Genomic DNA, 26167 nt, shown 5'->3' with positions numbered 1-26167 from the left:
GATAAGGTTCATTTCTACTAATAAAAACATACATTATCTTTCATTTTACACAGCAGCCGTCCTTCCAACTTATTTTTCATCAAAAACAGCTAGTGGTAATACCCACTCACAATATATTGTCCAGCATCTACAATTTCGGAAATCTTTAAGTCTACACATAGACTAGCAAGTAAATATGCGTCCTTTGGCTCCATCTCATATGTTTCGGAGATATGCTGAACCATGGAGCGAAGTGCATCCTGAGCTGCCTTCATTAAATTAGGTCCCACGCCAGTTGTACCATAGAAGCCCTTGTGATCGACCTTCGGAGTCAATGCTCCCTTCGTCTGAAACTGTGGAGTCGGAATCTCTTTTCCTTTAATTAAACGAAACTTTAACGTTGCAGTCATCGGGCATTCTAATGCAGATACACATACCTCTCCATCCCCCTGTGCTGCATGCGCGTCACCGCAGCTAAATAAAGCACCAGCTACCTGAACAGGAAGATATAGCTTTGTACCGATTGTCAGCTGACGGATATCCATATTTCCACCAAAGGCTCCTGGTGGCATGATTGGCTGACCATCTGCATTCTTCGGGCTAACCCCCATCGTCCCCAAAAACGGCTCGATTGGAACCTTGATATCCTCACGGAAATGAATGTACTCACCATCCGACAAATCAAAGATTCTTAAGTATGCATCTGGAAACTCCTCCGGCAACAATCCAAGCCCAGGCAAAATCGCCGTCCAGCCCCAGCTACCAGTCTCTAAATTCACAATCTCCACTTCCAATGTATCCCCTGGCTCTGCGCCTTCAATTGCCACAGGCCCAGCAAGCGGATATACCTTGTCCCAGTTCAAATTGGCAATGGACTCAGTAGTAGACTCTATAGAAAACTGATTGTCCGTAACCTCTCTTGTCTTAAAAACTACCGTGTCCCCACTCTCTATGGTTAAAATCGGCTTCGCATTCTTCTCCCAAGCATAATGCACAACATCCTCCGGAAAATAATGCACTTTCTCTGTCTCTACTGTCATCTTTATTTCCCCCTAAACAATTTCTAAATTATTAGAATAATAACATATTTTAGATAAATAAAATAGACTTACCTAGTTAAATGTTTGTGAAGGAAATTAATACCATGTAAAACAAGCAATAAAAAAGAGTTCAGCGCTATACTGAACCCAATTAAACGTTTCGCTATTCCAACTCATTCAAGAAACTCGAAACAATCTCATTAAATTTTTCACTATACTCCCAAAACATCATATGCCCACCTAGAATCTCAATTCTCGATTCAGGGGTTACTTGCTGAAGATAGCTGCTGGCAGTCTCTGCCCAATGTTCAGCCACAACTGTTAAGGAAGGGATAGTCTGACTCGCCTTCTTTGCTGTTTCTCGATAATCCGAGAACATTCCTGATGCAAACAGGTTGGTCGCAATATAATAAGGTGTTTTTAAGGCCTGCTCCACAAGCCATGCCAGTTCCTCGTTTTCAAGCTCTCTCTGTACCATAACGTTGGTAATATAATTGGTGATGAACTCTCGTTGACCACTCGAATTTCGTAGATAGCTATTATAGATACCCGCTATGTCATCCAGAGCCCCCTCTACCCAATCACCCTCGTGTACCGATAATGATTTGGGTGGCATATCCACAAGGACAATAGATTTGACCTGTTCAAGCCCATGCTCCTTCAAATACTCCCAAACAGTTAAACAGCCAAAGGACCATCCTACAAGTGTAGGATTCTTTACATCCAATGCTTGTAAAACAGCAGCTAAATCTGCACCATGGGTCACATAGTCATTCCCATGAAGTGCCTTGGTAGATCGCCCATGACTTCTCGGATCGAAAACAATTACTCTGTTTGTTTTAGAAAAAAATTCAACCTGATTAAAAAATACCTCAGTGGTAAACGTGAAGCCTGGAATAAACACAATTGGCTCCCCTTCTCCAACATCTTGTACAAATAACTCGACCCCTGAATCCACCTCTAGATATTTACCATCTACATAGGACATCATCATACCTCCTCATACGTAGTGTTATCTACGTATATTCGTGCGAGGGGTGAAAAAGACCTGCTGTAGTGGGGGGAGTAATCTGATATAGAGCTAATATTGTTAATTGGATAGCATCCGCTTGTCCAGGAGAATTGTATTCAAATCAGGGTTTCATATGGAGCTCTCTATTCAACTCAAAGGTTATTAATTTACAATACAATTAGGAGAAAAATTAACAAACACTAAGTTTGTACCATCATCCATCATCCTTTTTAATTCTATCCCTAATGAATAATTAGTATTTGGTTCTCTTTGCAATACACATATGATATTTCCCCCTTCTCCTTGTGCAAGACAAGTTAATTGTAAGAAGTCATTATTATCATATATAAAAGAAACTATGTAATCATAATAGTCTTCTTTACAATTGTTAGTTCCATAAACCCTAACTATTGATCCGCTCCAAATTGGAGTATTATCTGGAATTTCTTTTACAGGTATCCATTCACCCTTCATCATCCTACTCCCCTCTCTACTTACCTTTTATATTACGACCACCAATTCTCACGGATTGCTTTATCCAAATATTCCCAAAGGCACTTACGAATCAAGGTTTCACTTAAATTACATTATATCTCAGGTATATCAATCTCTTTATCTGAAGGCTTACTAATTAGAACCTTTAATAGTTATCTTATTCATTCATAATTTGTAGTAGCAATAAAATCAAAACCACCAGTTGAACTATTTTCATTTTTATATTCAAAATTATATATTAAAATTACTGCATTATATGATTTCTTTAGGGTTATACTTTTCTGGATTTTTGGGATGACAATTTCTTCATACGAACAGCCATCTAATAATACTGAAATATCACTACTACTATCCTTATAGACCGCTTTTTCTATAGTATCCTCATCTGTTTCATCCATATCAATATTAAAATCGATAAAGAATTGGGAAGGGACAGACTCGCCATCCTCATCATACATTAAATCAACATACTCTCCTATTGAGTGTGCACCGTTAATATTCCCTAACCAAATTGAAACCCATCCTTGTTTTTCTATTATGGTATCCTCCTATTTTAATCTTAGACCTTGTGGTAAAGACGAAGCTCCACCCTCTAATCTAATAATCAGCCCAATTGTTAAGTCGTCTCGATCTGTCAGTACAGCATATATCTCTTCCAACTCTTCGTTGGATGTCCCGGTGTCCAGCTTTTGATTGGCTACAGCTAATATTCCCGGTCCCATAAAACCAATAGCAGGAAGAATCAACCCGTCAAGTCCAAAGGGGATTGGAGATATGCCGCTTAGGAAAATCGTGAGCATGTTCGAGAGCTACTTGGCCAAGATGGTCGATTGGAACGATGACTCCCGCGTGGCTAGGTTCAATACCAGCCGACTTCTTGATGGATTGCCCTCCAATGTCCTGCCTGAAAGGATATCTCCGTCAGTCATTTTGGAAGATTCCCTCCATACTAGGTAGCTCCACCCTAAAATAAAACCTTGAAAGGCATTTAGCCAATCAAGGTTTTTCCTGTAAGTATTGCTATCAATCTTTATCATTTTTTAATTCTTTTAAGAAATCAGGGTCAATCCAAACCTCTTCAACTTTGTAATCATTTAAATCATCTTCATGGTCATATGGTTTCATAAGACTTAAAAACTCTTCAAAATTATTCGCAACTTTTAAAAGAGAATTAGTAGACAAAACATCCTCATTTATAAGTTCCGTATCATGGTCCCACAAACTTATTAAACCATTATCAATGTTTAAACAAACTATATTGCCCCCCTCTACTCTACATATAGGTATGTTCCCACTTGGTATTCGTTCTTTATAAGTTTCATATTGTGACTTTAAATCATTGATTTTCACATTATTTACTCCAAAAAAATCAGTTACAGAAAATGACTTTATTTCTTCATTTTGAAGTTCAACAATATTTATTTCAGGTATACCACCATTATTTTTTTCTAGGAATTTTTTATATTCATTTTGCAAATTAACCCCTAGTTCTTTTTCAAAGTTGTTGAAATCTCTCTCACTAAACTTTACATTGCTAGGTTTTATCTCAATCATTATTACACCTCTTCCGAATATCTTTTACACATCACGGTGCCAAGCCTTTTCTTATCAACGACGCACCACCGGTATGTCTTACAGCCTGATGTATATCTGTTGGTACTAACATTAACGTTCTTCCATCTTCTACGTGGTGCCATGTGTAACCACTAGGGGTTGATTTTAATCCCATAGCCTTGTTTGCAGCAATAAAATCACTGGATGTATTACCTTTTAGTCCATCTATCTTTACTTTAGCTTTAGAATAAGGACTAAAATCTGGAAAACCATCATTTGTAAATTTTACACCATTTGGGTACTTTTTAGCTAAATCACCACTTAGATTATATGTTTGTCCTGCATATTTCTTATTTATAATTCTAACACCATCATATCCAGTACCCTTAGTTTCAACCTTCACATCATCTATAGATTCCTTAGACTCTACCTTCCCTACATCCTTCGCTTTCAAGCCCTTTATTGCTGTTTCCCCTATCTCTATTCCATCATCAACATATTTGAGTGGTTTTACGAAAGTGAAGGCGGCTGCCAAGAGCCGTTCATCCAAGCGCGCGTCGGGACTCACGATGGTAGCGATATCCTCTGTGAAATAGTTCACGGTACCGATTGTCACCCATGCGAGACCATCTGGCGTTCCTGATCCATTGCCTCCCAGCACCTTTCGCTTTCCGGCATAGGTGATACTTTCATCGGTTGAATAAGTCCTTTCCACGTCTGAGTGATTAACTGCCAGATCTGGATATTTCTCTTTCAGTGCAGCATAGATCTCATCCAGCTCTTCTTTGGATGTTCCAGTCTCAAGCTTTTGATTCGCCGCAGCTAATATTCCCGGCCCCATAAATCCCTTGACAGGAAGAATCAACCCTCCAAGTCCAAAGGGGATTGGAGAGATGCCGCTTAGGAAGATCGTGAGCATGTTCGAGAGCTCCTTGGTCAAGGTGGTCGACTGGAATGACGATTCCCGCGTGGCTAGGTTCAACACCAGCTGATTTCTTGAGGGATTGCCCCTCCAATGTCCTGCCTGAAAGGATATCCCATTCAGTCCGTTTTGGAACAGTCCCTCCATTCCTGCGAGCCAATCCTTCATGGTCTGGAGATCCTTTTCCACTACTTGCAGTGAAGCTGTCTGCGTTGTATCAAATGCTTGGAGTTGGTCGACTGTATCATCCCTTTTTCTTTTGGACTGCAGGATCCCCTCCTGAACAGCACCATCATCGAGATGAGGTAAGGCAACAATATCACTGACCATGTCCATGACTTGATTTGCCTCGTCGGTTAAGACCTCTGTTAGTTTGCCAATAAGAGTGAGTCCCTGCTCCAGCTCACCAGCTAAAAACTCCTCTAGGATATGACCACTTACGGCTGGTTCTAGCGAATGCAGCGCATCATCCATTTGACGAAGAATCTGTTGGAAGCTACCGGTGAAAACTTGAAAGAACTGCAGGAATGGAAGGTGGCATTCTGCATAGTATTCCCTGATAGCAGTTCCCCCTTCACCCGTGAAAGATGAATCCATTTCTACCAAACCCTCGACACTCCACTGGATATCAAGCGCCTGTTTACCGAGCCTGTCCATCCACTCGATATTTCTCCGTATCCCCTGTTGCAACAAATCAACATCCAGCACCCTCATCGGAGTTGAACCCTTTTATGCGATTGCTGATAATAAAAAACCATACTACCCATCTCCCAACCAACACAATATTAGTTGTAATATTCCATTTTTGGTTGGAAAGGTAAAGTTTAAATAAGGAAATAAATAGAAAATGATTCTTTTATAATAAAGAAAGATGTCTAAAACATTACTTTATGAATAGTTTTATATAGCCAATAAATCCTAAATCTATAGTTTTCTCACTTCCTCTAGAAAAGCTGGTCGCTTCGCATAGCGGACACTTAAATCTTTTATTAGCTCCTGCTGTTTCTCGACTCCTGCAACTTGTTTATATTTTTTTAAAATCTTGCATACGACCTTGTACTGTTTTCTATTATTAGAAGATTCTGCAGCCCGTTGAATATGTGTTTCATAGATCGAAATCACTTCATCCGGAAAGCTGTCTATCAGTTTCTCCCCATATCTCTCTACAATGAGTGGGTTTTTCTTTACGTAATATAAAAGCTCGTTTACGTCATTTTCCTCTTCTATTATTTTTTCGTATACAGTATCTGCATATATTCCTCTTCCTCCTCGCATCTCCTCCATTAATCCTCGATAAAATGACTGCCAATCTTGCACTAATTCTTTCAGTTCCTGATAATATTCAAAATCACCTGAAATGAGCAGCTCTCTTGCAAGCTGTACCTGCTGTTCTTTTTGCGCTAAACCTTTATAAGCAAGATATCGGTTCTTTTTCCACTGATCCACTAAGCCCCACAATTGCTGATCTTGCTTTTCCCCTTCCAATGCTAATTCGAGAACTTTTTCGTAGTTCTTCTTTTCTAGGTTCTGGTCAATTAAAAGCTGACGGAAGAAGGAGAGATGTATATGCTGCTGAATAAAGACTTCTTTTTCCTGCTCCGCTCCATGAATCACTTTTATCCTCCACAACAGTTCCAGAATCTGACCATGATAATAACGATCCACCTCTTTATTGTCTAATAGTGCCTCTAGCTTCTCTCTAAATTGGTTCGCAAGGGTTTGATCATCTACATAAACCAAGCAAATTTCTAAGAGATCTAGCTGAAAATTCTCCCAACCGTCCAAACAAGCATGCTCACTAAATTTCATCAGCTTATTCAAAATTGTTGTCTTATCTTTTAACGCTAAATCTAGACTTTCCACGACTCTGCCTTTTATTTGAGAAAGTATCGATTTAACTAAATAACCAACATCTCCCCCGGAGTCATCTGCATACTGAAAGGCTTCCACTCCCTTCTGGAGGGCATACAACTCTAAGTCTAGTCCCTCTAAGACGTTCTTCACTTCCCTAATTTGATATAGAACCTCCATCATATCGGTTACAAAATCATTTACTTCTCGGTAGCTTAAAAAGCGGTTCCTTCTATTATAGTTTTTCACGACAGCAGTAATTTGCTTCTTTAATTCATTTTTCGTAGCCTTCGGTTTCGTTAATTGTGCAGCAAAGGTTTTATCTTTCATTGCCTGCTTATAAATAAGCTCTACTAGTTCTTCTTTTGTTAATTGGTTCAATAAATCCTTTAAAGGAGGCATTTTCTCTTTCTCCTGCGGATCCATTTCTTGAAGCTTAAAATAGGCTGCCACCTCATGCTTGCAAACCGGCCCCATCTCATAAGGACAATCACAAGTAGAATCAATAACTTCCCCATCATCACCTAACGTAACGGTCACTTCATAATCATCCGTTCCCTCCACGATGAAATGATAAGTCTGATTATCCTCTTTGAAGCACTCCCTCACATTCTCCTCCAAGTAGTAATCATAGCCCCGCTTCCAAATCTTCGGATCGATGCTCTCTTGTAGCTTGTTTATATCCATGTTTGCTCACCCACGTTCTTTTTTTTCATTATTATACCAGTTCTCTATAAGCTAGTAGGAGTAGATTATTAGTGGGGAGAAGGCTATTTTTAGGGGTATGTAGTTACTTTACCAAAGGCACTTCCATTGGGAATATTTGCGCTCTACTATTTCCAGTAAATTTCCGATAAGTGGCTAAATTAGCTGTGAAAGTGACTAACGCTGGGATGAAAGTGACTAAACTACTCGTGAAAGTGACTAATGGATCTCTGAGAGCGACTAAATCATCTCCGAAAGCGACTATTCTTAAAAAGCCATCTACTCATCGTCCAGGAGCTCGAGAATCTCCACTTTTTGCAAGCAAAAAGTGGCCCATTGCCGATGTCACTTCTATCGGCGGGAGATGCTAGAGGAGTAGCAATGCCCATTCCAGATTAAAATAGGGATCTGCTATAGCAATAGTGTTTGCTTTCTCATCATATAATTTCCAGTAAATTTCCGATAAGTGACTAAACTAGCTGCGAGGGCGACTAATGGTGAGATAAAAGCGACTAAACTAGGCGTGAAAGTGACTAATGGATCTCTGAGAGCGACTAAATCACCTCCGAAAGCGACTATTCATAAAAAGCCACCGACTAATCGGTCAGGAAATCTAGAATCTCCACTTTTTGCAAGCAAAAAGTGGCCCCATTGCCAATGTTACTTCCAGCATGGGGGATGCTAGTTAACAGTTTTGATTACTCAACAAAAAAAGAAGCTAGGTGTTCCCCAGCTCCTTCCTCATGGTTTTAATATTACTTTGATGCAGCCATCCTGCTTCGTATCAAAAATTTCATACCCTCGTTTTGCTTCTTCTAGAGGGAGGACATGCGTCACAATGTCACCTGGATCCACTTTACCTTGTTCGATTAAGCTGTAAAGGAAAGGCATGTAGTGGATTGCAGGAGCTTGTCCTGTTTTCAGGGTAACATTTCGCTGAAAGATATCTCCCAGTGGGAATGCATTGTATCTGGATGAATAGACTCCGGTAACTTGGATGGTACCGCCTTTTCGGACAGCCTGTGTAGCTAGGACAAGTCCACCCATTGCCCCTCCCTGCAGTTTCAATCCAGAAGCTAAAAATTCCATCGGTGTCATTTTGCCACTCATACCTACACAGTCAATGACAACGTCTGCCCCACCTTTTGTCATCTCCTTTAAATATTCTCCGCAGTTGTCGTGCGATTCAAAGTTCACGATTTCCACTTTGTTATGCTTCTTGGCATGCTGGAGACGATATGAAATGTAGTCAACAGCAATCACTCGCTTGGCCCCTTTTAGCCAAGCAAACTTTTGGGCCATTAAACCAACAGGACCACACCCAATGACAACCACCGTATCCCCGCTTTTCACTCCTGCATTGTCCACACTCCAGTAAGCAGTTGGCATGACATCCGCTAACAAGGTGAGTTTTTCATCGGGTACTTCAGATTCTTTCGGAATAATAAATGGAGTAAAGTTGGCGTACGGGACACGCAGATATTCGGCTTGTCCTCCAGGGAATCCACCGGCTGTATCGGAATATCCGAAATAGGCTCCCATCTCTCCGTTTTTATTAGAATGATCGCATTGACTCTCTAACTCATGCGTACAATACCAACAAGTACCGCAAGCAATATTAAACGGAATGATGACGCGGTCTCCAGCTTTGACCTTCGTGACACCCTTTCCAACTTCCTCTACAACTCCCATCGGCTCATGCCCGATAACATAGCCTTTTTCTAAGTTAGGAATCATCCCGTGGAGTAGATGCAAATCTGATCCACATATTGCAGTAGATGTAACACGTATAACGATATCATCGGCTTTCTTTATTTTCGGGTCGTCTACCTTTTTCACTTCCACGTTTTTCATTCCTTGATATGTGACTGCCTTCATGACTGTCACCTCCTTTTTTTATTTTGGTGGGCTTGGGAATAAACCTTTTCGATTCATGTTTTCAGGAAACAGGTCTAGCTTGGCGATGAAAATGGCATTTTCCGCTGAACGAAGGTCCAAAACCTTTTGACCTTCTAAATCGTACGGCTTTAACCATTCTTTTTTTACCATCAAATCGGCAATATCCGAATACAACTCAATCATGACGTTTAACTGAGCTTGAATCAGCTTTCGCATAACAGGTGAAGCTGTCTCGGTTAACGCTATGGAAAGGTTACGAATTCCTGTTTTCGTGGTAATTAAAAACTCCATCGCAACCCCCGCATCGGTCAATTCTGGCATGCCAACAGAATTCATTGGATCTAAATAATCCATGGTGCTCATACTTACTCCTCCTAATATTCAAGCTCCGTTTTCCGGTATAATTTAAGCATCGCTTCTAAAGCAGGGGTAGTCAGTTTCACATTCTTATCAAGCAATTCTCTAAGATCTTGATCAAACACAACCCCTTGGGAAAGCTTGGATTTCAATAGACTTAACGTCATAAAATTGATGACCTCGTGAAATTCCATCATTTCATGCAATGCCAGTTTCTTTTCAAACATGCGTCCACCTCCTCTATCTCATTCAAAGGCTACCCTTTCGAAAATGAAACTATTCAATTAGTGAATCCTTCTACTCGTAGATTCGTATGTATGCTAAAGGAGGAGGTTGAATGTGGATTATAGATCTACTGTTCGGAATGATAGAGGCATGGTCTGAGCGTAGGGCGAATGCAACCGAGCGTAAAATGAAACCAAAGAAAACACCAAGAGGAAAAAGAATACGGTAAACTTTGACAGAAAATAAAAATCCAGCCTTCAATAAAGGCTACTAATATGGATACTAGAGCGACTGACTGAATTGAGCTAACTTTTCCCAGTTAATTTCCGATAAGTGACTAAACTAGTTACGAAAGTGACTAATTCTAAGATGAAAGCGACTAAACTAGTCATGAAAGTGACTAACGCCTAACTGAAAGCGACTAAACCACCTCCGAGAGCGACTATTCGTAAATAGCCACCGACTAATTGTTCGGGAGCTCTAGAATCTCCACTTTATGCATGCAAAAAGTGGACCATTGCCTATGTCACTTCTTTCGGCGGGGATGCTAGAGGAGTAGCAACGCCCATTCCAATTTAAAACTGGGACTATCTCAACCTAATTTCCAGCAAATTTCCGATAAGCGACTAAACTAGTCGTGAAAGTGACTAATGTCGAACTGAAAGCGACTAAACGGACTCCGAGAGCGACTGTTCGTAAATAGCCACCGACTAATCATTCAGGAGCTCTAGAATCTCCACTTTTTGTAGGCAATCCTGCTCTACTTACTTGTAATTTCTTCATCAAAATAAAAAGCCATAGACCAAATTGTCTATAGCTTTCCACCACTCACTATTTCGAGCCAGCTTGCCGCTTCTTTGGTTAAACCGTTCCAGTCCTGTTGATTGATAAACTCTTTTTTAACCAATGCACTGCCTGCTCCGATGACGGCTGCTCCTGCCGATATATAGGAGTGAGCGGTTTCCTTGGTGATGCCCCCTGTAGTCATGATGTCGATGTAGCCTAGAGGGCCTTTGACATCTTTGATGAAACCGGGTCCCAGGCTCGATGCCGGGAAGAGCTTTACCATGCTAGCACCGACTTTACGGGCCTGTAGCATTTCGGAAGGAGTGAACACCCCTGGTATAAATTCAATCTGCTGACTGATAGCAAACGTTAAGACTTCCATATCGAGAGCGGGCGACACGAGGAACCGAGCACCAGCTTCGATTGCACGCTTGCCCTCTTCAATATTTAAAACTGTTCCTGCTCCGACAAGCAGCTTGTCAGCATATCGTTCTACCGTTTCTTGAATCATCAGCTCTGCTTGCTCCGTGTCCATTGTAATTTCAACCGCCCTAATGCCCCCTTTGTAAAGTGCGTCTATAATAGAAGCACTCTTTGAATAAGGAATTTTTCGAAGCACAGGGATAATCTTACAACTTTTTATTTCTAGCATTAACTTACCTACCTTTGAATCTGGTCATAGCCAGTTTTTATTTGGTGGGCATATGGATAACCCTCTGCATCGCCAGGGACAGTCAAGGCAAAAGCTGCAACACGATTGGCCAAGCTGACCACTTCCTCTAGGGGCATCCCTTGTAGAAGTCCAGACAGAAATCCTGCAGCGAAGCCATCTCCTGCACCAATGGGGTCGACTATGTTTTCAAGCTGCACACCTGACACATAACCGGACTCGGTAGCTGTCGCATAGTACGCGCCTGCTTTTCCTAGCTTGATGACTACGATGGAAGTCGCCCCTGTTAATAGCTGTGCAGCAATTCTTTCTGGCTCCTTCTCTCCCGTGAGCATCATCCCTTCCTCTATTCCCGGCAAGACAATGTCACTTTCCCTAGCGATATCCCTTAAAACTGGAATTGCCTCTTCCTTTGACCAGAGCTTTAACCGAATATTTGGATCAAATACTACTTTAACTCCATGCTTTTTCGCAAGGTTGATACTATGATATACAGTCTCCATGCAAGTGTCACTTAATGCTGGCATGATACCAGTCAAATGAAGATACTTTGCAGCCGCTACATATGCTTCATTGATATCTGCAGGTGATAGCTGAGAGGCAGCAGAATTTCTTCGATAATAAAATACACTTGGCTCTCCAGCTGCTTTTCGTTCCTTAAAGAATACAGCAGTCGGATGGTTCTGAAGAAATTTCACCTGAGAGGTGTCAACTCCTTCGCCGCGGACAGTGTTGCGAAGATACATACCGAAATCATCCTGCCCCAATAAGGAAATCCACCCTACCTCATGCCCCAGACGTGCAAGCGCGATTACAACATTTGTTTCAGCTCCTCCAATCGATTTCACAAATTTAGATGCATAGGTCATGGATCCAACCGACTCTGGTGTAAATAAAACCATTGACTCTCCTATTGTTACGACATCCATTGTGGCACCTCCTTATACTCCTGAATAAGCCATGAATCCGCCATCCACTGGCACGGTGATTCCTGTTACAAAGCCAGACATCTCTTCATTTACCAGCCAAAGCATCGTTCCGAGCAGATCCTCCGGTTTACCAAAGCGTCGCATCGGTGTGTGGGTAATGATTTTATGTGCTCGATCCGTGTAAGAGCCGTCTTCATTGGTGAGCAGATTTCTGTTTTGATCGGTCAGGAAAAAACCTGGCGCAATCGCATTCACTCGAATTCCTGCATCCGCAAAATGAACAGCCAGCCACTTCGTCAAATTCTCGATTCCTGCCTTTGCAGCACTATAGGCCGGAACCTTCGTCATTGGTGAAGGTGCGCTCATAGAGGACATATTAAGAATCGTTGCATGTCCTTTGCTAATCATATCCTCTGCAAATACCTGGGTTGGAAGCAAGGTTCCTAATATGTTTAAGTCAAAAACAAAGCCAAAGCCTTCCTTCGTCAGATCAAAGAAAGACTGTACCTCCGAGTCCTTCCAATCCTTCTCCTGAAACAGTTCATGTGAGGTGATTCCCATCGGATGGTTTCCACCTGCTCCATTAATTAAAATATCGCAGGCTCCAAGCTCGGCACGTACCTGTTCTCTTGCCTGAATAATAGATTCCTTATCTAAGACATCACAGGAAATAGCAATCGCTTGCCCTCCTGCTTCTTGAATTTCCTTTGCAACCGTCTCTCCTTTTTCCTTTGTACGATTTAAAATCGCAACCTTCACACCAAGGTGACCTAGCTCCTTGGCCATAGCTCCACAAAGTATGCCGCTACCTCCAGTAACCACTGCTACCTTTCCTGCTAAATGATTAAAATTCATTATTCTCACCTCTTTTATTGAAAGCGTCCCATAACCCAAACAAATACATAGCACCTAAAGCCCGGTCATAGAGCCCGTACCCTGGTCTTCCAACCTCTCCCCAAATATCTCTCCCATGATCTGGCCGCATATAGCCGGTGTAGCCAATATTGTAAAAGGCCTCCATCACACCAACCATATCAATAGAACCCGCAGACATCTTATGGGCAGTTTCAATAAAGTCTCCGTTATCGTATCTTTTCAGGTTTCGAACATGTGCAAAGTAAATACGATCTCCGTATTTGCGAATGATACCTGGTAAATCATTTGCTGGATTAGCTCCCAATGACCCGCTGCAAAATGTCAGCCCGTTTGAGGGGCTATCCACCAAGCTTAGTATCCTTCCGAGGTTCTCTTCGTTCGTTACAATTCTCGGCAATCCAAAGACAGACCAAGGTGGATCATCTGGATGTATGGCTAGCTTGATGCCGTGCTCCTCTGCCACTGGTACCACCTCTTGTAAGAAGTACTGTAAATTATCCCAAAGCTTTTCCTCATCCACTGATTGATAGGCAGCTAAAACCTCCTGCAGCTGCTCTAGTCGATCGGGTTCCCAGCCTGGAAGGGTAAAGCTTTTATTCTGAAGGACTGTCGCCACCAGTTCAGCCGGCTCCGCCCCCTCCATCATGCTCTTTTCATAGAACAGCGCAAACGAGCCGTCCTCCAGTTCCTTTTGCAAATCTGTTCGTATCCAATCAAAAACTGGCATAAAATTGTAGCAAATTACCTTTGTGCCGACCTTCGCTAGTTCTCTGATTGTTTCTTTATAGTTTTCGATATATTGCTCACGTGTTGGGTATCCTAGCTTGATATCCTCATGGATATTAACACTTTCCACTACTTCAATATGCAGCCCATGTGCTTCTACTAGCTTCTGCACATTCTGAATTTCACCTATTGGCCACTTCTCTCCAGCTGCGAGATGATGAAGTGACCAGACCACTCCCTTTACGTCGGGGATCTGTTTTATTTGCTCTAAACGTACATGATCATTACCTTCTCCAAACCACCTAAATACCATCTCCATCTCTATCACCTAACAATCCTTATATTTCTAACGATAAGTACCGCTTACTATTGAAATAGCAAATATCTTGTACGATTTCTCCCAATAAATCAAAGTCCTGTGGGAACTCCCCATTTTCTACCCAATCCCCTATCACATCACAAAGAATTCTTCTAAAATACTCATGGCGAGTATAGGATAGAAAGCTTCTTGAATCCGTCAGCATACCGACAAATCGAGCTAGAAGCCCAGTGTTCGCAAGCGCCTTTATGTGATCCACCATTCCATCCCGTTGATCATTGAACCACCAAGCAGTCCCGAACTGAAGCTTCCCTGGAATATTTCCTTGGAAATTCCCAACCATCGAGGCAATCATATAATTATCTCTTGGATTCAAATTATAGATAATAGTTTTTGGTAACTCATTCGTGTATTCCAACACATTTAACAGATTGGATAAATCAGCAGCATAAGTAAAATCATGAATCGAGTCATAGCCTGTATTTGGTCCTGCCTGTGCAAGCATCCGTTTGTTATTGTTACGAATAGCCCCAATATGAAGCTGCATTGCCCAGCCTTTAGCGGCATACATTTTTCCGAGCTCAATGAGTGTAGATGTTTTAAATTGAACAATCTCTCGCTCGGAAATCCTTGCGTTAGTGCGTCCCTTTTGGAAAATAGCTTCTACTTCCTCTAGAGTGAAAGCTTGATAAAAAGAGGAATCCAAACCATGATCGGAAAGACGGCAGCCAACCTGATTAAAATAATCTACCCGCTGACGAAGCCCTTTCAGAAAATCCTCATAGGATTCAATGCTTATACCAGATACTATAGCTAGCTCATCTGTCCACTCCGAAAAGCTATCTAGCTCAATCCCCAAGGCCCCGTCCGGTCGGAAGGTAGGAAGCACCTTCACTCGGTACCCCTCCTCCTTCAAAACTTGATGATAACGAAGGTCATCCACCGGATCGTCCGTTGTACAAATTACATGTACATGGGATCTTTCAATCAATGCTCTAGCAGTATAATCCTTTGTCTTCAGTAATTCATTGCCCTGCTCCCATATTTCCTCAGCAGTAGCGGCACTTAGTATTTTTTCTATCCCGAAATACCTTTTTAATTCAAGCGCAGTCCAATGGAATAAAGGATTGCCAAGCGTGTAAGGGACTGTAGCAGCCCACTTCTCAAACTTTTCCTTGTCACTGGCACTTCCCGTTATATAGTGTTCATCCACTCCATTTGCTCGTAACGCTCTCCATTTGTAATGATCACCAGCAAGCCATATTTCTGTGAGATTTTCAAAGGTTTTATTCTCCGCAATCTCCTTTGCAGAAAGATGGCAGTGATAATCGATAATCGGCATTTCTTTCGCATATTCCTGGTAGAGCCTTTGTGCAGTTGCTGTTTTCAATAAAAACTGTTCATCCATAAAGGGCTTCATTTACTCTTCCCCCACTTACATAAATAGATTTGGCAAGAACATTACAATGGAAGGCACAAAAGTTAAGAGAAGAACGAGCGCAAAGATTCCTAGGATAAATGGAATCGATTCTTTTACATAGTCCTCTAATGGAACCTTCATAATAGAGGTGGTCGTATACATGGTTACTCCTACTGGTGGAGTCATTCCTCCAAAGGTTACGATGGTCATCATCAGAATTCCGAAATGTACCGGGTCAATTCCTACCTGCACAACTATTGGCAAGAATATTGGCGTTAGCAATAAAACAAGCACCGTCGATTCGATAAACATACCAGCAATAACTAAGAAAATGAGAATTAAAATAACCATGAGACTTCCATTTGTCGTAATTCCAATTAGAAAATCAGCTGCGTTTTGCGGCAATCTGTCATATGTAATTAAGAATCCTAGAATAGAAGAAACAGAAATAATTAGTAGGATAGATGCATTGTCTGTAACAGACTGAGAAAGCGCCTCCTTAAAGTTCTTCCAGTTCAATTCTTTATACACGAAGAAGCCGATGATTATTGCATAAACAACGGCAAAGGCTCCCGCTTCCGAAGCAGTAAAGATTCCAAAACGAATCCCCACTACTAGAATCACTGGGAACATCAAAGCCCAAATACTTTCTAGAAAGGTTCTCATCACTTCAGAGAAGGATGCTCGCTTTTGCACGATATTACTGTCATAACCTCTTTTTCTAGCAATCACGTAAGAGATGACCATCAAAAATACCATCATAAGAAGTCCTGGGATGATTCCTGCTAAGAATAGCTTTCCAATCGACACCTGACCCACGTAGCCGTATAAGATAAGCCCAATACTAGGTGGGATTGTTGCGGTGATTAAGGAGCTAATTGCGATTACCGAAGCAGAGTAGCCTCCAGAATAGCCACGGTCGATCATTTTTTGACCTAAAATACGACTTTGCATGGCAGCATCTGCATTCGCTGAACCTGATACGCCTCCCATAATCGTACTAAGGACAATAGATACGTGGGCTAGACTTCCCTTTAAGTGACCAGTCAGTGCATTTGAAAATCGAATTAGTCTATCCGTGATTCCTGAAGCATTCATTAGGTTTCCAGCGAGAATAAAGAAAGGAACCGCTAGAAGAGGAAAGGATTGCGTACCAGCTACCATGCGCTGAGTCGTAAGCTCAATCGGCAAATCTGACCCTACTAGAAAATACATAAGACTTCCTATCCCAATCGCAAAGGCAACCGGCATATTGAGAAACAGTAAGATTAAAAATATAATAGCGACTATTAACAAGCTAATCCCTCCCTACGATTCCAGTTCATTGGGTGACTTTAATCTCCCAAATTCTTCTTTTAGTTGCGACAAAATAGTAAATATCATTAACACACTTCCCACTGGTACCGCTGATGTGATAAAAGAATAGCTAAGTGGCAAATTATTAATTTGTCTCACTGAATTTTCTATACTCAGCTGAAAGCCATATACTGTTAAAAAGATTAAGAAGCCTAGCACAAGGACCTTTGTGATGATTTCGATAATATTGCGTACACCTTGCGGCAAAACTTTCACAAATACATCTACCGTTATATGCTTACGTTCTCTCAAGGTTCTATTGGCGCCTAAAAAAATAGCCCAGACAAATAGGAGCTGAGCAAACTCAACTGACCATGAGAGGGGCATACCTGCCCATCTCATGATCGCTGCCAAGAAAACAAAGAACACGATTCCAACCAGTAAAAAGTTTGTGAGAAAGTTTTCAATTCGGATATAAATATCTGCAACCTTTTTCACCATTGTACTCACTACTTCCCTAGAATTTTGTTTACTTCGTTTCTTAACTCTGCATAGCCATCCATTTTCTCATAGACTACTTCTGTTACTTGCTTAAATGGCTCGGTATCAACCTCCACAATTTCTACACCAGCAGCTTCCATTTTTGATTCGAAGTCCGCTAGCAGCTCAATCGTATTTTGAGACGCCTCTTCTCCAGCCATCTGTGCTTCTTCATACACAATTGCTTGATATTCCTCTGGTAGATCTGCCATCCAATCTGCCCCTGCAACAACTCCTGTAATCAGTTGGAAATGACCAGTTTTCGAAATATATTTCACTACCTCATGCAGGTTTGCTCCGAAAGACGCAGGATGCTGTGCTTCTGCCCCATCAATTACCCCTTGCTGGATACCAGGATATACCTCTGAGAATGCCATTCCAGCTGGACTTGCTCCCATGGCAGAAATCGTTTCTGTCCAAACAGCAGCTCCAGGTGTTCTAATTTTTAGTCCCTTCAAGTCCTCTGGTTTTTCAATCTTTTTATTGGTAAGGAAATGACGGTCCCCTTGATACCAGTTAAAAGAGAGAATTTGTAGGTTATGCTCTGTTGCCAGCTTATCTGACCATTCCTTGAATAAATCAGACTGTGCTACCTTGTTTGCTTCATCATAGTTTTCCACGATATACGGAGCGGAGAGAATACCGATGTCTGGCACCATTTCAGCAAGACGACCTGCATCCACTAGTACAGCAACATTTGCCCCTACCTTTGCCTGTTCAAGTACGTCACTGTCATCCCCCAGTGCCCCATTTCCGTAAATCTCTATTACTACCTTGTCATCCGTTTTTTCTGCAACTCGTTCCTTGAAGGTTTCAAGCCCTTGGTAAATCGGATCCGTTGCAGCTAATGCGGTGTTGATTTTCAATGTATAAACCTTATCCGAGCTTGCTTCCATTTTGCTGTCATCTGAGCACGCAGCTAAAAGTGTACATACGATAAAAACTAAGCTTAATAAGAACCCCTTTTTCCCTTTCATTGAAAAGCCCCCTTGTTTGATTTGTGAATTAAAGCGCTTACATTTTTAATGAAAAAAAATTACTTAAAATAAGTTGGATATTCTTCTTTCAATGAATCTAATTCAAAGCGTAGCTTCCGTAAATGTTCCCCCATCGCCTCATCTGCTAGTTGAGGATTTCCTTTTTCTATCGCATCGGCTATTACAAGATGCTGTGACATGATTTGCTCCCAATTATAGTTTGCAGCTAAACTCAGCATTCGAATTCTATTCAAATGTGCATTAAAATTTTGCAACACGGACCAAATCCTCGGCTTCTCCGCACCAATTGAGATAATATAATGAAACTCCTCATCCAGCTCGAATAACTTCATATAATTCTTTTCATCAATACAAAAACGCTGTCGTTGTAAATTCTCTTTCAAGGTTACGAAATCTACCTTTTCGGGATTTTCAGCAGCTAGCTTCGCCGATGCCCTTTCCAGCAGCTCTCGTATGAAACGAACCTCCTCCACATGATCCAAGTCAATCAATGAAATAAACGTCCCGCGCTGAGGATATACCTCGAGTAACTCTTCCTGTGCCAATCGAACAAAAGCCTCTCGAACGGGGGTCCTACTGACGTTCAGTAATTCAGAGATTTCCTTTTCTGAGACACTTTGGCCGGGCTTAAGCTCCAGCTTAATAATGCTCTCCTTTAAAGTCTCATACACATGATCTCTAGCAGAAAAATTTCTACGCTTATTCAAATTATCAGTAACCAAAACTATCACTCCTTTAGCTACTGCCATATTAACATATTAGTATACTTGTATGGTAGTATATATTCTAAGTTTTTAGAAAATTAGTTATATTAGTGTGGTTGGTATTAGGTCAGATATCATTATTTTATTTTGAATAGTATTTTATTTAGTTGAATGGTAGTGGGGATTAAAGACGTAACGAGGAAGTGTAGCCTCTTTCATTAAGAAACTATTAGGTAATGGGAAATAAAATTAGTTTGAGACTTATTTGTAGGAAGCGAAGGCTTGTCTAAATTGGAGAGATCCTCGTGAAAAGAGGAAGTGAATAGCGGGTTTATAGTATCTACACTTTTTGCAGGCAAAAAGTGGCCCATTGCCTATATCACTCCTCTCGTCAGGGATGCTGGAGAAGTAGCAAGGTCACTCTAGGTAGGAAAAAGGAATTTTCTATATTTATAGGGTTATCCAACCCTTAATAATTCCCAGTAAATTTCCGATAAGTGACTAAACGAGTGGCGAACGTGACTAAATCACCTTCGAAAGCGAGTAAATGGAAGAGGAGAGCGACTAACTATCGGTTGAACGCGACTAAACTGGATGTGAGTGCGACTATTCCTCCCGAGCGACCACTTCCTACGAAAGAGGACATGAGAATCTCCACTTTTTGCAGGCAAAAAGTGGCCCATTGCCTATGCCACTCCTCTCGGCGGGGTATGCAAGAGGAGTTTATTGGTAAATTATTCATATAGTTGCGATTTACTCTCTTTTACTTGCGCGGGAGATTAGATTACTTGCGAAATGAGTTCCAAAATTACCATAATATACCATTAGGAAACTGGAAAACCCATTAAAATTCCCCTTATGGTTAGCATTCCCATCTTGGTCATTTTACAATAAGGAAAAGGCTTCGAAAGGATCGATTAATATGGAAAGATCAAAGAACAAGCAGGATATGATAAATAGCCTTATGCCCCTAGGTATGCTAGCTGGATGTACGATTGGGTCGATTGTCGGCATGTTTTTGGAACCTGGCTTTCTTGTGTATGCCATTACAATTGGTAGTGGAGTTGGTTATATTGCGGGATTAATCGCTTATGTACTTTCCGTAAAAATGAAGTAGCAGAATACACAAAGGGGTGTCCCATAACTTTTGGGTCACCTCTTCGTTCTTTGATACATATCCGCTATATAACATTGCTCCTGCGGTGGTCGCATTACAATGCCACCATCCTCGTCGCAAAGGGGCCCTCTGAGTATGACTTTTCAGAGGGCCCCTTCACTCCGTTATTCTTTTCGCTGCATCCTGCATTAATTGGATAAGCTGGTCTGCGTCGTATTCGTCCTGCCGAATATACGGGTAGGTTACCGAAATGGCTCCTAGCAGGATTTGCTGGCGAGCAATGATTGGTACGCTAATCGATAAGGCACCCTTCACTCGTTCTCCCTTTGTGATGGCATAGCCTTGCTTGCGAATCTGTGCGAGCTGCTCCAGTAGCTCTTCTTTTGATTCGACCGTAATGTCGGTTATTTTTTCGAACTGGACGGTTTCTAGGTAATCCCTTAGAAACGAGTCCGATTGATAAGCCAATAAAATCTTGGCAGATGCCCCAGCATAAAGCGGGGAAGTGTGTCCGACAAAGGTGAGTGCTGCAAGCTCATGCCGACTCGGAAGATTGTAAATGCATCTTCTTTCATTGCCCTCGATAACATTGATCGAGATATTCTCCTTCGTTAGGTCGTTCAGCTTCTCCATAATCGGGATGGCCTTGGAAAGCAATGCATCACTTTTTGCGGCGAGCTCTCCTAAAAACATGAGCTCTAATCCCAAGGAGTATTGCTTTGTTTTTTCATCCTTTTCTAGAAATCCCTCAAAGACTAGTGTGCTGACAATACGCTGTAAGCTGGAAACGGATATGCCGGTACGCTTGGATATCTCCGTGAGCGACAGCTTTGGCTGTTCTATAGAAAATGCACGCAGCACCTGGATTACTCGATGGATGGAGGACATGGAATAATTACTCTTAAAAGTATCTTGGTCCATAGGGAGCACCTCTTTCTTACCTGCTCCCTTCATATTACCTTATCCTGAACATTCGAAGAAGACTCGCCAAGTATCTCTCTCAAAATTTCTTCCGTATGCTGGCCCAACGTTGGTGGTGCGTATCTAGTCGCTACCTGTAAGCCACTATGCTTCAAGGGACTTGCCAGCAGCTTAACCGGTCCAACCGGATGCTCTACTGTTTCAATGCCTTCACGAGCGGCAATTTGTTCCTGCTCTAGCGCCTGCTGAATGGTATTTAATCGACCGACCGGCACCTTCGCCTTTGACAAAATCTCCATCCATTCAGCGGATGTCTTCGTTCGAAGCACCTCCTCAATCATCTCCACTAGCTCCGCCTCATGCTGCTTTCGGTCATTATTGGTAAGAAAACGAGGATCCGCCCCCCACTCGGTATGTTCCAAAGCCCCTACTAGCTTGCGGTACAGCCCATCGTTTCCTGCGCAAATCATAATCGGGTAGTCAGCCGTTTGGAATACCTGATAAGGTGCCACATTGTTATGCTGGTTGCCCTTCCTCTCCGACACCATTCCAGTGTTTAGAAAGGCGCTCGCCACATTCGCCATGCTCGCTACTTGGACATCCAGAAGAGAAAGATCAATCCTCTGCCCAACACCAGTCATATCTCGTTGGCGAATTGCAGCCACGACACTCAGCGCCACATATACCGAGGTGATAATATCCGCAATTGGAATACCTACCTTCGTTCCCTCTCTATCCGGATAACCAGTAACATCCATCAGGCCACTCATCGCTTGAATGACTGGGTCAAAGCCAGGCAGCGTTCCCAGCGGACCAGTCTGCCCAAACCCTGTTACGGAGCAATAAATGACTTTCGGATTCCTTTCCTTCAGCACCTCATAATCTAACCCTAGCTTCTTCATCGTACCCGTCTTGAAATTCTCAATAACAACATCCGATTTTTCTAGAAGCTCTAAAAACAGCTCTTTTCCTTCTTCCGATTTCAAATCGAGGGTGATAGACCGCTTATTTCGATTCGCACATAGATAGTAGGTGCTCTCCCCATTGATAAATGGACCCCACTCTCTCATGCTATCGGATCCTCCGGGTGGCTCTACCTTAATCACATCCGCCCCCAAATCTCCTAGTGTCATCGCCCCTGCTGGAGCCGCATATACACGAGACAAATCAAGGACACGAATGTCATGTAGTGGTTGAATCATCTCCATCACCTCTCCTTTCTAGTTAATTGCTATTGGCACCAACTGTTCCTTCTTTATTAAAAATAGGCTTTCTCTTTTCTGCTACTGCCTGCACGCCTTCCTTGAAGTTCTCTTCCTCCATCACTAATGCCATCTTAGAGGAAATGTAATCCAAGGATGACCTTAAGGACATCTCACTATTTTGATAAACTGCCCGCTTGATTAATTGAACAGAAAGTCTCGGTGCATCAGCCAACTGTCTCGCGTAAGCCTGAACCGCGCTATCAAGCTCCTCATCTGGCACGACAAACGTAACTAACCCTCGTTCCTTAGCAGCTTCAGCCGTCAATATCTCTCCTGTCCATAGCATGTGTAACGCCATATCTCGTCCAACTAATCTCGGTAGGAAATACGCACCGCCATCCCCAGGTACAAGGCCAACCTTAACATAGCTCTCGGAGAGTCTTGTCGTTTCAGCGGCGAATCGAATATCACACATCAATGCCATATCAAGACCAGCCCCAAATGCAACTCCGTGTACCTTTGCAATCACAGGCTTATCTATTTCCTCTAATAAAAGCGGGATACGCTGCACCTTCTTCCAAAGAGAATTTTTTCGATTAATCCCCTTCGAAATATTGTCTTGATCTGACTTATAGAATCCACGTCCTGCCATCATTTCTTTAATGTCCCCTCCGGAACAGAAACCCTTCCCTGCTCCCTGGACAATTAAAACTGCTATCTCCTCCGAATCTCTCACCGTCTCCAGTGCCTCAATCCATAGGTCTAACATTTCTCCGCTAAATGCGTTAAGTGCTTCTGGTCTGTTTAATGTAATTGTGGCAATATCATCTTTCACTTCAAATAGTAGATCCGACATTTGTCCCTACCCCTTTCACTTCCGTAATAGATTCCCAGATTGTTTCTTCTCTTGATAAATAGAGATCTGCCAAATAATCCGCCCAGTAGGTTTCATTTCCAGCTTCTTCTCGCCATGACCATAGCCTTCTGGTGAAATGATGCAATTCATGCTCGTAAGTCATCCCGATACCTGCGTGCAGCTGATGTGCTGCCTTTGCCACGACGTTAGCGTGACCAGAGATATCAATCTTCGCCATAGCTATCTTTTCGGAAGAGGTAGCCTTCCCATAAGCCTTTATTGTCGCCTCAAGCGTGGCAAACGCTGCCGCAACCTCTCCAGCCATTGTAGTCAAGTGGTGCTGAATAGCCTGAAAGCGATGCAGAGGACGACCGAACTGCTGACGCTCCTTGGAATAAAATACGGATAGCGCTAACACACTTTCCATTGCTCCTGTCATCATGGCTACTCTACACATGGCAAGGTACTGTTCATATTCCTTCTTCAGCTCCTCATAAGAGCCTAAAAGCATATGGACCTCCTTCTTCACAAAACTAACCGCATCTCTAGGCTCAGCTGCCAAATTTTCTCCTTGCTTCGTAATAGTAGGTTCGACTATAAAATACCTGCTTTTGGTCACCAATACGATTTCCTCAACATACCTAGCATACGGAATGTGAAGCAGCTCCTGCTTTTCATTTTCAGCAAAATGAATGACGCGCAGCTTATCCTCGACCTCACCCTCCTGCTTTGCCAAAAACTGATTAGCATACATCACTTCAGCAAGCGGGATAGGCGTTGCATATTTCCCGGCAAGTCGAAGAATTGAGAAGATATCCTCTGCGTCTCCTCCTACCCCGCCGTGCTCTTCCTCTATCCCTAACAGCGTCAAACCGGATTCCTGTACGGTGCTCCAAAGGGAAGCGCTCCATTCACCCTCTTCAAATTTCTCCCTAGTCTCCTTGGTAGAAAGATCCCTGAATATCTTCTCTGCCGTGTCTTCAATAAACCCTCTCATCTCACTCATGCAGAAATCACTCCTTTTGCTACAATTCCTCTAAGTATCTCTGTCGTTCCTCCACGCAATGTAAACCCTGGACCATGTAAGATAGATTCCGCTAGCAATCTAGCATATTGATTTTCTTCCTGTTTATTTGGCATAGTTGGAATCAAAAGACGAATGACCTCGGCTACCTGCTGCTCAAAGCTGTTCCCTAAATCCTTCACTAATGCAGCGGCAAGATTGACATCTCTACCCTCTTCTAGCATCGCTGCAATTCCCATTGACATATTACGAAGTGACCACATTCGACTAACAAGCTTTGCCGCTTGCGCTAGTCCATGACGGTCTCCTTTTTCCTTCAGTATACGAATTGCCTCATCGAGAAGTGGGAAGGTGCTGAGAATTCTCTCTGGTCCGCTTCGCTCAAAGCTGAGTTCTGTCAGCCCTTGAGCCCAACCATTCCCTTCGACACCAACAAGGCGATTATCCGGCACGAAAACGCTTTCAAGAAAAACCTCATTAAAGTGATGCTCTCCAGTTAAAAACTGAATCGGTCGAATGGTCACACCCTCGGATTTTAAGTCAATAATCAGCTGACTCATCCCGGCATGTCTATTATTTGGATCCTGCTGCGCAGTTCTGCAAAGCGTAATCATATAATGAGAATGATGAGCTCCAGAAGTCCACGTCTTCATCCCATTCACAATCCAGCCCCCATCCACCTTCGTAGCGGTTGTTTTAAGAGACGCTAAATCCGACCCAGAGTTTGGCTCCGAAAGACCAATAGAAAAATAACATTCCCCTCGCACAATCTTGGGAATAAAAAACTCCTTCTGCTCCTCCGTCCCAAACTTCAACAGCAAAGGACCGGACTGCCGATCCGCAAACCAATGAGAGGCTACTGGTGCACCAATCGCCAAAAGCTCCTCGGTAATAATATATCGATCGATGGTCGATCGCTCTTGTCCACCATATTGCTTCGGAAACGTAATACCAATCCAGCCCTTCTCCCCTAGCATTCTTGAAAACTCGGAGCTATACCCACTTAGCCAAGAATCCGCATGAGTAGAAAATGTCCCCTTTTCCTTTTCCTCCACCAAAAACTGCCTAACCTCTTGTCGAAAAGCCTTCTGCTCCTCCGTAAACTCAAACGCTGGAAGCTGTAACTGCTTCATACAAACACCCCTTTTACCGATATAGTATAAATGTTATGCATATCCAATAATTAGTATTACAATAATATACAGATTTTTATTTGTCAATTTAGAATTTACTGAAAAATATAGTGTGAGTTAACTAGACTATGTGACAGTGGAATGATTTACTATATTTAAAAATCATTAGGAGAAAACTAGGTAAGGGCCGATAATAATATATCTATATATAAACCTCAGAAATTGATTTAAAAATTAGGGAAAGTGTACTAAATAAAAAACCTGATAAAATCCTCTAGAGATTATTGTTGATTTCCATATTAATTCCAATACGTACAATTAGTTCATAGATATGTACACTTGCTATTTGCTTACTTGCGGAAGCGAAACGGTTACTTGCACTTCAGCTGGTGTTACGTGCGGTTTCGAGCTGTTTACTTGCGATTGTCAAGGGTTTGGATGGCGTCACCGACCTAAAATTAGCCAACTCTGCCTAAGCAGGACATTAGGCAATCGCCACTTTTTGCGAACAAAAAGTGGATAGCAAATACCAGCTTTCTACCAATACGTGCGGTCGGTTCATAGATACGTGCGATTGCTATTTGGTTACTTGCACTTCAGCTGGTGTT

The 26167-nt window shown here is 42.3% G+C and carries 26 protein-coding genes; 1 reads left to right on the top strand and 25 read right to left on the bottom strand.

What is annotated here, in order from left to right; all coding sequences use genetic code 11:
- Nucleotides 1-89: 89 nt before the first annotated feature.
- The 20 genes from AC1ECF_RS15050 to AC1ECF_RS14955 form a co-directional block, all read right to left on the bottom strand.
- A complete protein-coding gene (locus AC1ECF_RS15050) occupies nt 90-1019 on the bottom strand; it encodes an acetamidase/formamidase family protein (protein WP_480390247.1) in 930 nt (309 codons plus the stop codon).
- Nucleotides 1020-1182: 163 nt separating this feature from the next.
- Nucleotides 1183-2007 (bottom strand): alpha/beta fold hydrolase, encoded by an 825-nt coding sequence (locus tag AC1ECF_RS15045; protein ID WP_480390246.1) that lies wholly within the window; start codon nt 2005-2007, stop codon nt 1183-1185.
- A 186-nt stretch (nt 2008-2193) separates the two neighbouring features.
- Complete coding sequence (locus tag AC1ECF_RS15040; RefSeq protein WP_480390245.1) at nt 2194-2508, bottom strand: hypothetical protein; 315 nt, start codon at nt 2506-2508, stop codon at nt 2194-2196.
- Between the two features lie 179 nt (nt 2509-2687).
- Nucleotides 2688-3038: an immunity 22 family protein gene (locus tag AC1ECF_RS15035; RefSeq protein WP_480390284.1), complete on the bottom strand. Its 351-nt coding sequence runs from the start codon at nt 3036-3038 to the stop codon at nt 2688-2690.
- Between the two features lie 36 nt (nt 3039-3074).
- The gene (locus AC1ECF_RS15030) at nt 3075-3326 is read right to left on the bottom strand and encodes a hypothetical protein (protein ID WP_480390244.1); all 252 of its coding nucleotides are present in this window, start codon (nt 3324-3326) and stop codon (nt 3075-3077) included.
- 223 nt (nt 3327-3549) lie between these two features.
- The gene (locus AC1ECF_RS15025; RefSeq protein ID WP_480390243.1) at nt 3550-4080 is read right to left on the bottom strand and encodes an SMI1/KNR4 family protein; all 531 of its coding nucleotides are present in this window, start codon (nt 4078-4080) and stop codon (nt 3550-3552) included.
- Between the two features lie 31 nt (nt 4081-4111).
- Nucleotides 4112-5716, bottom strand: a complete 1605-nt coding sequence (locus AC1ECF_RS15020) for a T7SS effector LXG polymorphic toxin (RefSeq protein ID WP_480390242.1) — start codon at nt 5714-5716, stop codon at nt 4112-4114.
- A 210-nt stretch (nt 5717-5926) separates the two neighbouring features.
- Nucleotides 5927-7540, bottom strand: coding sequence for an SWIM zinc finger family protein (locus tag AC1ECF_RS15015; protein ID WP_480390241.1), 1614 nt, complete (start codon nt 7538-7540; stop codon nt 5927-5929).
- A 759-nt stretch (nt 7541-8299) separates the two neighbouring features.
- Nucleotides 8300-9436, bottom strand: coding sequence for a zinc-dependent alcohol dehydrogenase (locus AC1ECF_RS15010; RefSeq protein ID WP_480390240.1), 1137 nt, complete (start codon nt 9434-9436; stop codon nt 8300-8302).
- A gap of 18 nt (nt 9437-9454) precedes the next feature.
- Nucleotides 9455-9820, bottom strand: a complete 366-nt coding sequence (locus AC1ECF_RS15005) for a spore coat protein (protein ID WP_480390239.1) — start codon at nt 9818-9820, stop codon at nt 9455-9457.
- Between the two features lie 11 nt (nt 9821-9831).
- Complete coding sequence (locus AC1ECF_RS15000) at nt 9832-10041, bottom strand: spore coat protein (RefSeq protein WP_480390238.1); 210 nt, start codon at nt 10039-10041, stop codon at nt 9832-9834.
- An 809-nt stretch (nt 10042-10850) separates the two neighbouring features.
- Complete coding sequence (locus tag AC1ECF_RS14995) at nt 10851-11477, bottom strand: bifunctional 4-hydroxy-2-oxoglutarate aldolase/2-dehydro-3-deoxy-phosphogluconate aldolase (protein ID WP_480390237.1); 627 nt, start codon at nt 11475-11477, stop codon at nt 10851-10853.
- A gap of 8 nt (nt 11478-11485) precedes the next feature.
- Nucleotides 11486-12424, bottom strand: a complete 939-nt coding sequence (locus tag AC1ECF_RS14990; protein ID WP_480390236.1) for a sugar kinase — start codon at nt 12422-12424, stop codon at nt 11486-11488.
- Between the two features lie 12 nt (nt 12425-12436).
- Nucleotides 12437-13279, bottom strand: coding sequence for an SDR family oxidoreductase (locus AC1ECF_RS14985; protein WP_480390235.1), 843 nt, complete (start codon nt 13277-13279; stop codon nt 12437-12439).
- The gene (uxuA, locus tag AC1ECF_RS14980) at nt 13269-14345 is read right to left on the bottom strand and encodes a mannonate dehydratase (RefSeq protein ID WP_480390234.1); all 1077 of its coding nucleotides are present in this window, start codon (nt 14343-14345) and stop codon (nt 13269-13271) included. Before uxuA ends, AC1ECF_RS14985 begins: the two co-directional genes overlap by 11 nt.
- A 19-nt stretch (nt 14346-14364) precedes the next feature.
- The gene (gene uxaC / locus AC1ECF_RS14975; protein ID WP_480390233.1) at nt 14365-15765 is read right to left on the bottom strand and encodes a glucuronate isomerase; all 1401 of its coding nucleotides are present in this window, start codon (nt 15763-15765) and stop codon (nt 14365-14367) included.
- A gap of 15 nt (nt 15766-15780) precedes the next feature.
- Nucleotides 15781-17061 (bottom strand): TRAP transporter large permease, encoded by a 1281-nt coding sequence (locus AC1ECF_RS14970; protein ID WP_480390232.1) that lies wholly within the window; start codon nt 17059-17061, stop codon nt 15781-15783.
- A 12-nt stretch (nt 17062-17073) separates the two neighbouring features.
- A complete protein-coding gene (locus AC1ECF_RS14965) occupies nt 17074-17562 on the bottom strand; it encodes a TRAP transporter small permease (protein ID WP_480390231.1) in 489 nt (162 codons plus the stop codon).
- 8 nt (nt 17563-17570) lie between these two features.
- Nucleotides 17571-18578 (bottom strand): C4-dicarboxylate TRAP transporter substrate-binding protein, encoded by a 1008-nt coding sequence (locus tag AC1ECF_RS14960; RefSeq protein ID WP_480390230.1) that lies wholly within the window; start codon nt 18576-18578, stop codon nt 17571-17573.
- Nucleotides 18579-18637: 59 nt separating this feature from the next.
- Nucleotides 18638-19321, bottom strand: coding sequence for a GntR family transcriptional regulator (locus tag AC1ECF_RS14955; RefSeq protein WP_480390229.1), 684 nt, complete (start codon nt 19319-19321; stop codon nt 18638-18640).
- Nucleotides 19322-20225: 904 nt separating this feature from the next.
- On the opposite strand from AC1ECF_RS14955, the gene AC1ECF_RS14950 reads away from it, so the two are divergent.
- Nucleotides 20226-20420, top strand: a complete 195-nt coding sequence (locus AC1ECF_RS14950; RefSeq protein ID WP_480390228.1) for a hypothetical protein — start codon at nt 20226-20228, stop codon at nt 20418-20420.
- 156 nt (nt 20421-20576) lie between these two features.
- Here the strand turns inward: AC1ECF_RS14950 and AC1ECF_RS14945 are convergent, their stop codons facing one another.
- The 5 genes from AC1ECF_RS14945 to AC1ECF_RS14925 are packed head-to-tail and all read right to left on the bottom strand — an operon-like array spanning nt 20577 to nt 25559.
- Nucleotides 20577-21341 carry an IclR family transcriptional regulator gene (locus AC1ECF_RS14945; RefSeq protein WP_480390227.1) on the bottom strand — a complete coding sequence of 255 codons (765 nt, stop codon included), beginning with the start codon at nt 21339-21341 and terminating at the stop codon, nt 20577-20579.
- Between the two features lie 29 nt (nt 21342-21370).
- A complete protein-coding gene (locus tag AC1ECF_RS14940) occupies nt 21371-22543 on the bottom strand; it encodes a CaiB/BaiF CoA transferase family protein (protein WP_480390226.1) in 1173 nt (390 codons plus the stop codon).
- A gap of 22 nt (nt 22544-22565) precedes the next feature.
- Entirely contained in the window at nt 22566-23402 is an 837-nt protein-coding gene (locus AC1ECF_RS14935; protein WP_480390225.1) for an enoyl-CoA hydratase/isomerase family protein, read from the bottom strand.
- A complete protein-coding gene (locus AC1ECF_RS14930; protein ID WP_480390224.1) occupies nt 23383-24408 on the bottom strand; it encodes an acyl-CoA dehydrogenase family protein in 1026 nt (341 codons plus the stop codon). The genes AC1ECF_RS14935 and AC1ECF_RS14930 overlap by 20 nt, the downstream gene beginning before the upstream one ends.
- Nucleotides 24405-25559 carry an acyl-CoA dehydrogenase family protein gene (locus AC1ECF_RS14925; protein WP_480390223.1) on the bottom strand — a complete coding sequence of 385 codons (1155 nt, stop codon included), beginning with the start codon at nt 25557-25559 and terminating at the stop codon, nt 24405-24407. The genes AC1ECF_RS14930 and AC1ECF_RS14925 overlap by 4 nt, the downstream gene beginning before the upstream one ends.
- Between the last annotated feature and the right edge of the window lie 608 nt (nt 25560-26167).

It is taken from the genome of Psychrobacillus sp. Z3-81 (assembly GCF_056620325.1).
This window is presented reverse-complemented; position numbering and strand designations above follow the sequence as displayed.

Excerpts from the sequence above, each read along its gene's own strand:
- AC1ECF_RS15015 (WP_480390241.1), bottom strand. The coding sequence starts at position 7,540 with ATGGATATAAACAAGCTACAAGAGAGCATCGATCCGAAGATTTGGAAG.
- AC1ECF_RS15040 (WP_480390245.1), bottom strand. The coding sequence starts at position 2,508 with ATGATGAAGGGTGAATGGATACCTGTAAAAGAAATTCCAGATAATACT.
- AC1ECF_RS15030 (WP_480390244.1), bottom strand. The coding sequence starts at position 3,326 with ATGCTCACGATTTTCCTAAGCGGCATATCTCCAATCCCCTTTGGACTT.
- AC1ECF_RS15050 (WP_480390247.1), bottom strand. The coding sequence starts at position 1,019 with ATGACAGTAGAGACAGAGAAAGTGCATTATTTTCCGGAGGATGTTGTG.
- AC1ECF_RS14985 (WP_480390235.1), bottom strand. The coding sequence starts at position 13,279 with ATGAATTTTAATCATTTAGCAGGAAAGGTAGCAGTGGTTACTGGAGGT.
- AC1ECF_RS14965 (WP_480390231.1), bottom strand. The coding sequence starts at position 17,562 with ATGGTGAAAAAGGTTGCAGATATTTATATCCGAATTGAAAACTTTCTC.
- AC1ECF_RS14990 (WP_480390236.1), bottom strand. The coding sequence starts at position 12,424 with ATGGATGTCGTAACAATAGGAGAGTCAATGGTTTTATTTACACCAGAG.
- AC1ECF_RS15000 (WP_480390238.1), bottom strand. The coding sequence starts at position 10,041 with ATGTTTGAAAAGAAACTGGCATTGCATGAAATGATGGAATTTCACGAG.
- AC1ECF_RS14930 (WP_480390224.1), bottom strand. The coding sequence starts at position 24,408 with ATGAGTGAGATGAGAGGGTTTATTGAAGACACGGCAGAGAAGATATTC.
- AC1ECF_RS15045 (WP_480390246.1), bottom strand. The coding sequence starts at position 2,007 with ATGTCCTATGTAGATGGTAAATATCTAGAGGTGGATTCAGGGGTCGAG.
- uxaC (WP_480390233.1), bottom strand. The coding sequence starts at position 15,765 with ATGAAGCCCTTTATGGATGAACAGTTTTTATTGAAAACAGCAACTGCA.
- AC1ECF_RS14925 (WP_480390223.1), bottom strand. The coding sequence starts at position 25,559 with ATGAAGCAGTTACAGCTTCCAGCGTTTGAGTTTACGGAGGAGCAGAAG.
- AC1ECF_RS14940 (WP_480390226.1), bottom strand. The coding sequence starts at position 22,543 with ATGATTCAACCACTACATGACATTCGTGTCCTTGATTTGTCTCGTGTA.
- uxuA (WP_480390234.1), bottom strand. The coding sequence starts at position 14,345 with ATGGAGATGGTATTTAGGTGGTTTGGAGAAGGTAATGATCATGTACGT.
- AC1ECF_RS15010 (WP_480390240.1), bottom strand. The coding sequence starts at position 9,436 with ATGAAGGCAGTCACATATCAAGGAATGAAAAACGTGGAAGTGAAAAAG.
- AC1ECF_RS15005 (WP_480390239.1), bottom strand. The coding sequence starts at position 9,820 with ATGAGCACCATGGATTATTTAGATCCAATGAATTCTGTTGGCATGCCA.
- AC1ECF_RS14995 (WP_480390237.1), bottom strand. The coding sequence starts at position 11,477 with ATGCTAGAAATAAAAAGTTGTAAGATTATCCCTGTGCTTCGAAAAATT.
- AC1ECF_RS14950 (WP_480390228.1), top strand. The coding sequence starts at position 20,226 with ATGGAAAGATCAAAGAACAAGCAGGATATGATAAATAGCCTTATGCCC.
- AC1ECF_RS14945 (WP_480390227.1), bottom strand. The coding sequence starts at position 21,341 with ATGGACCAAGATACTTTTAAGAGTAATTATTCCATGTCCTCCATCCAT.
- AC1ECF_RS15025 (WP_480390243.1), bottom strand. The coding sequence starts at position 4,080 with ATGATTGAGATAAAACCTAGCAATGTAAAGTTTAGTGAGAGAGATTTC.
- AC1ECF_RS14935 (WP_480390225.1), bottom strand. The coding sequence starts at position 23,402 with ATGTCGGATCTACTATTTGAAGTGAAAGATGATATTGCCACAATTACA.
- AC1ECF_RS14960 (WP_480390230.1), bottom strand. The coding sequence starts at position 18,578 with ATGAAAGGGAAAAAGGGGTTCTTATTAAGCTTAGTTTTTATCGTATGT.
- AC1ECF_RS15020 (WP_480390242.1), bottom strand. The coding sequence starts at position 5,716 with ATGAGGGTGCTGGATGTTGATTTGTTGCAACAGGGGATACGGAGAAAT.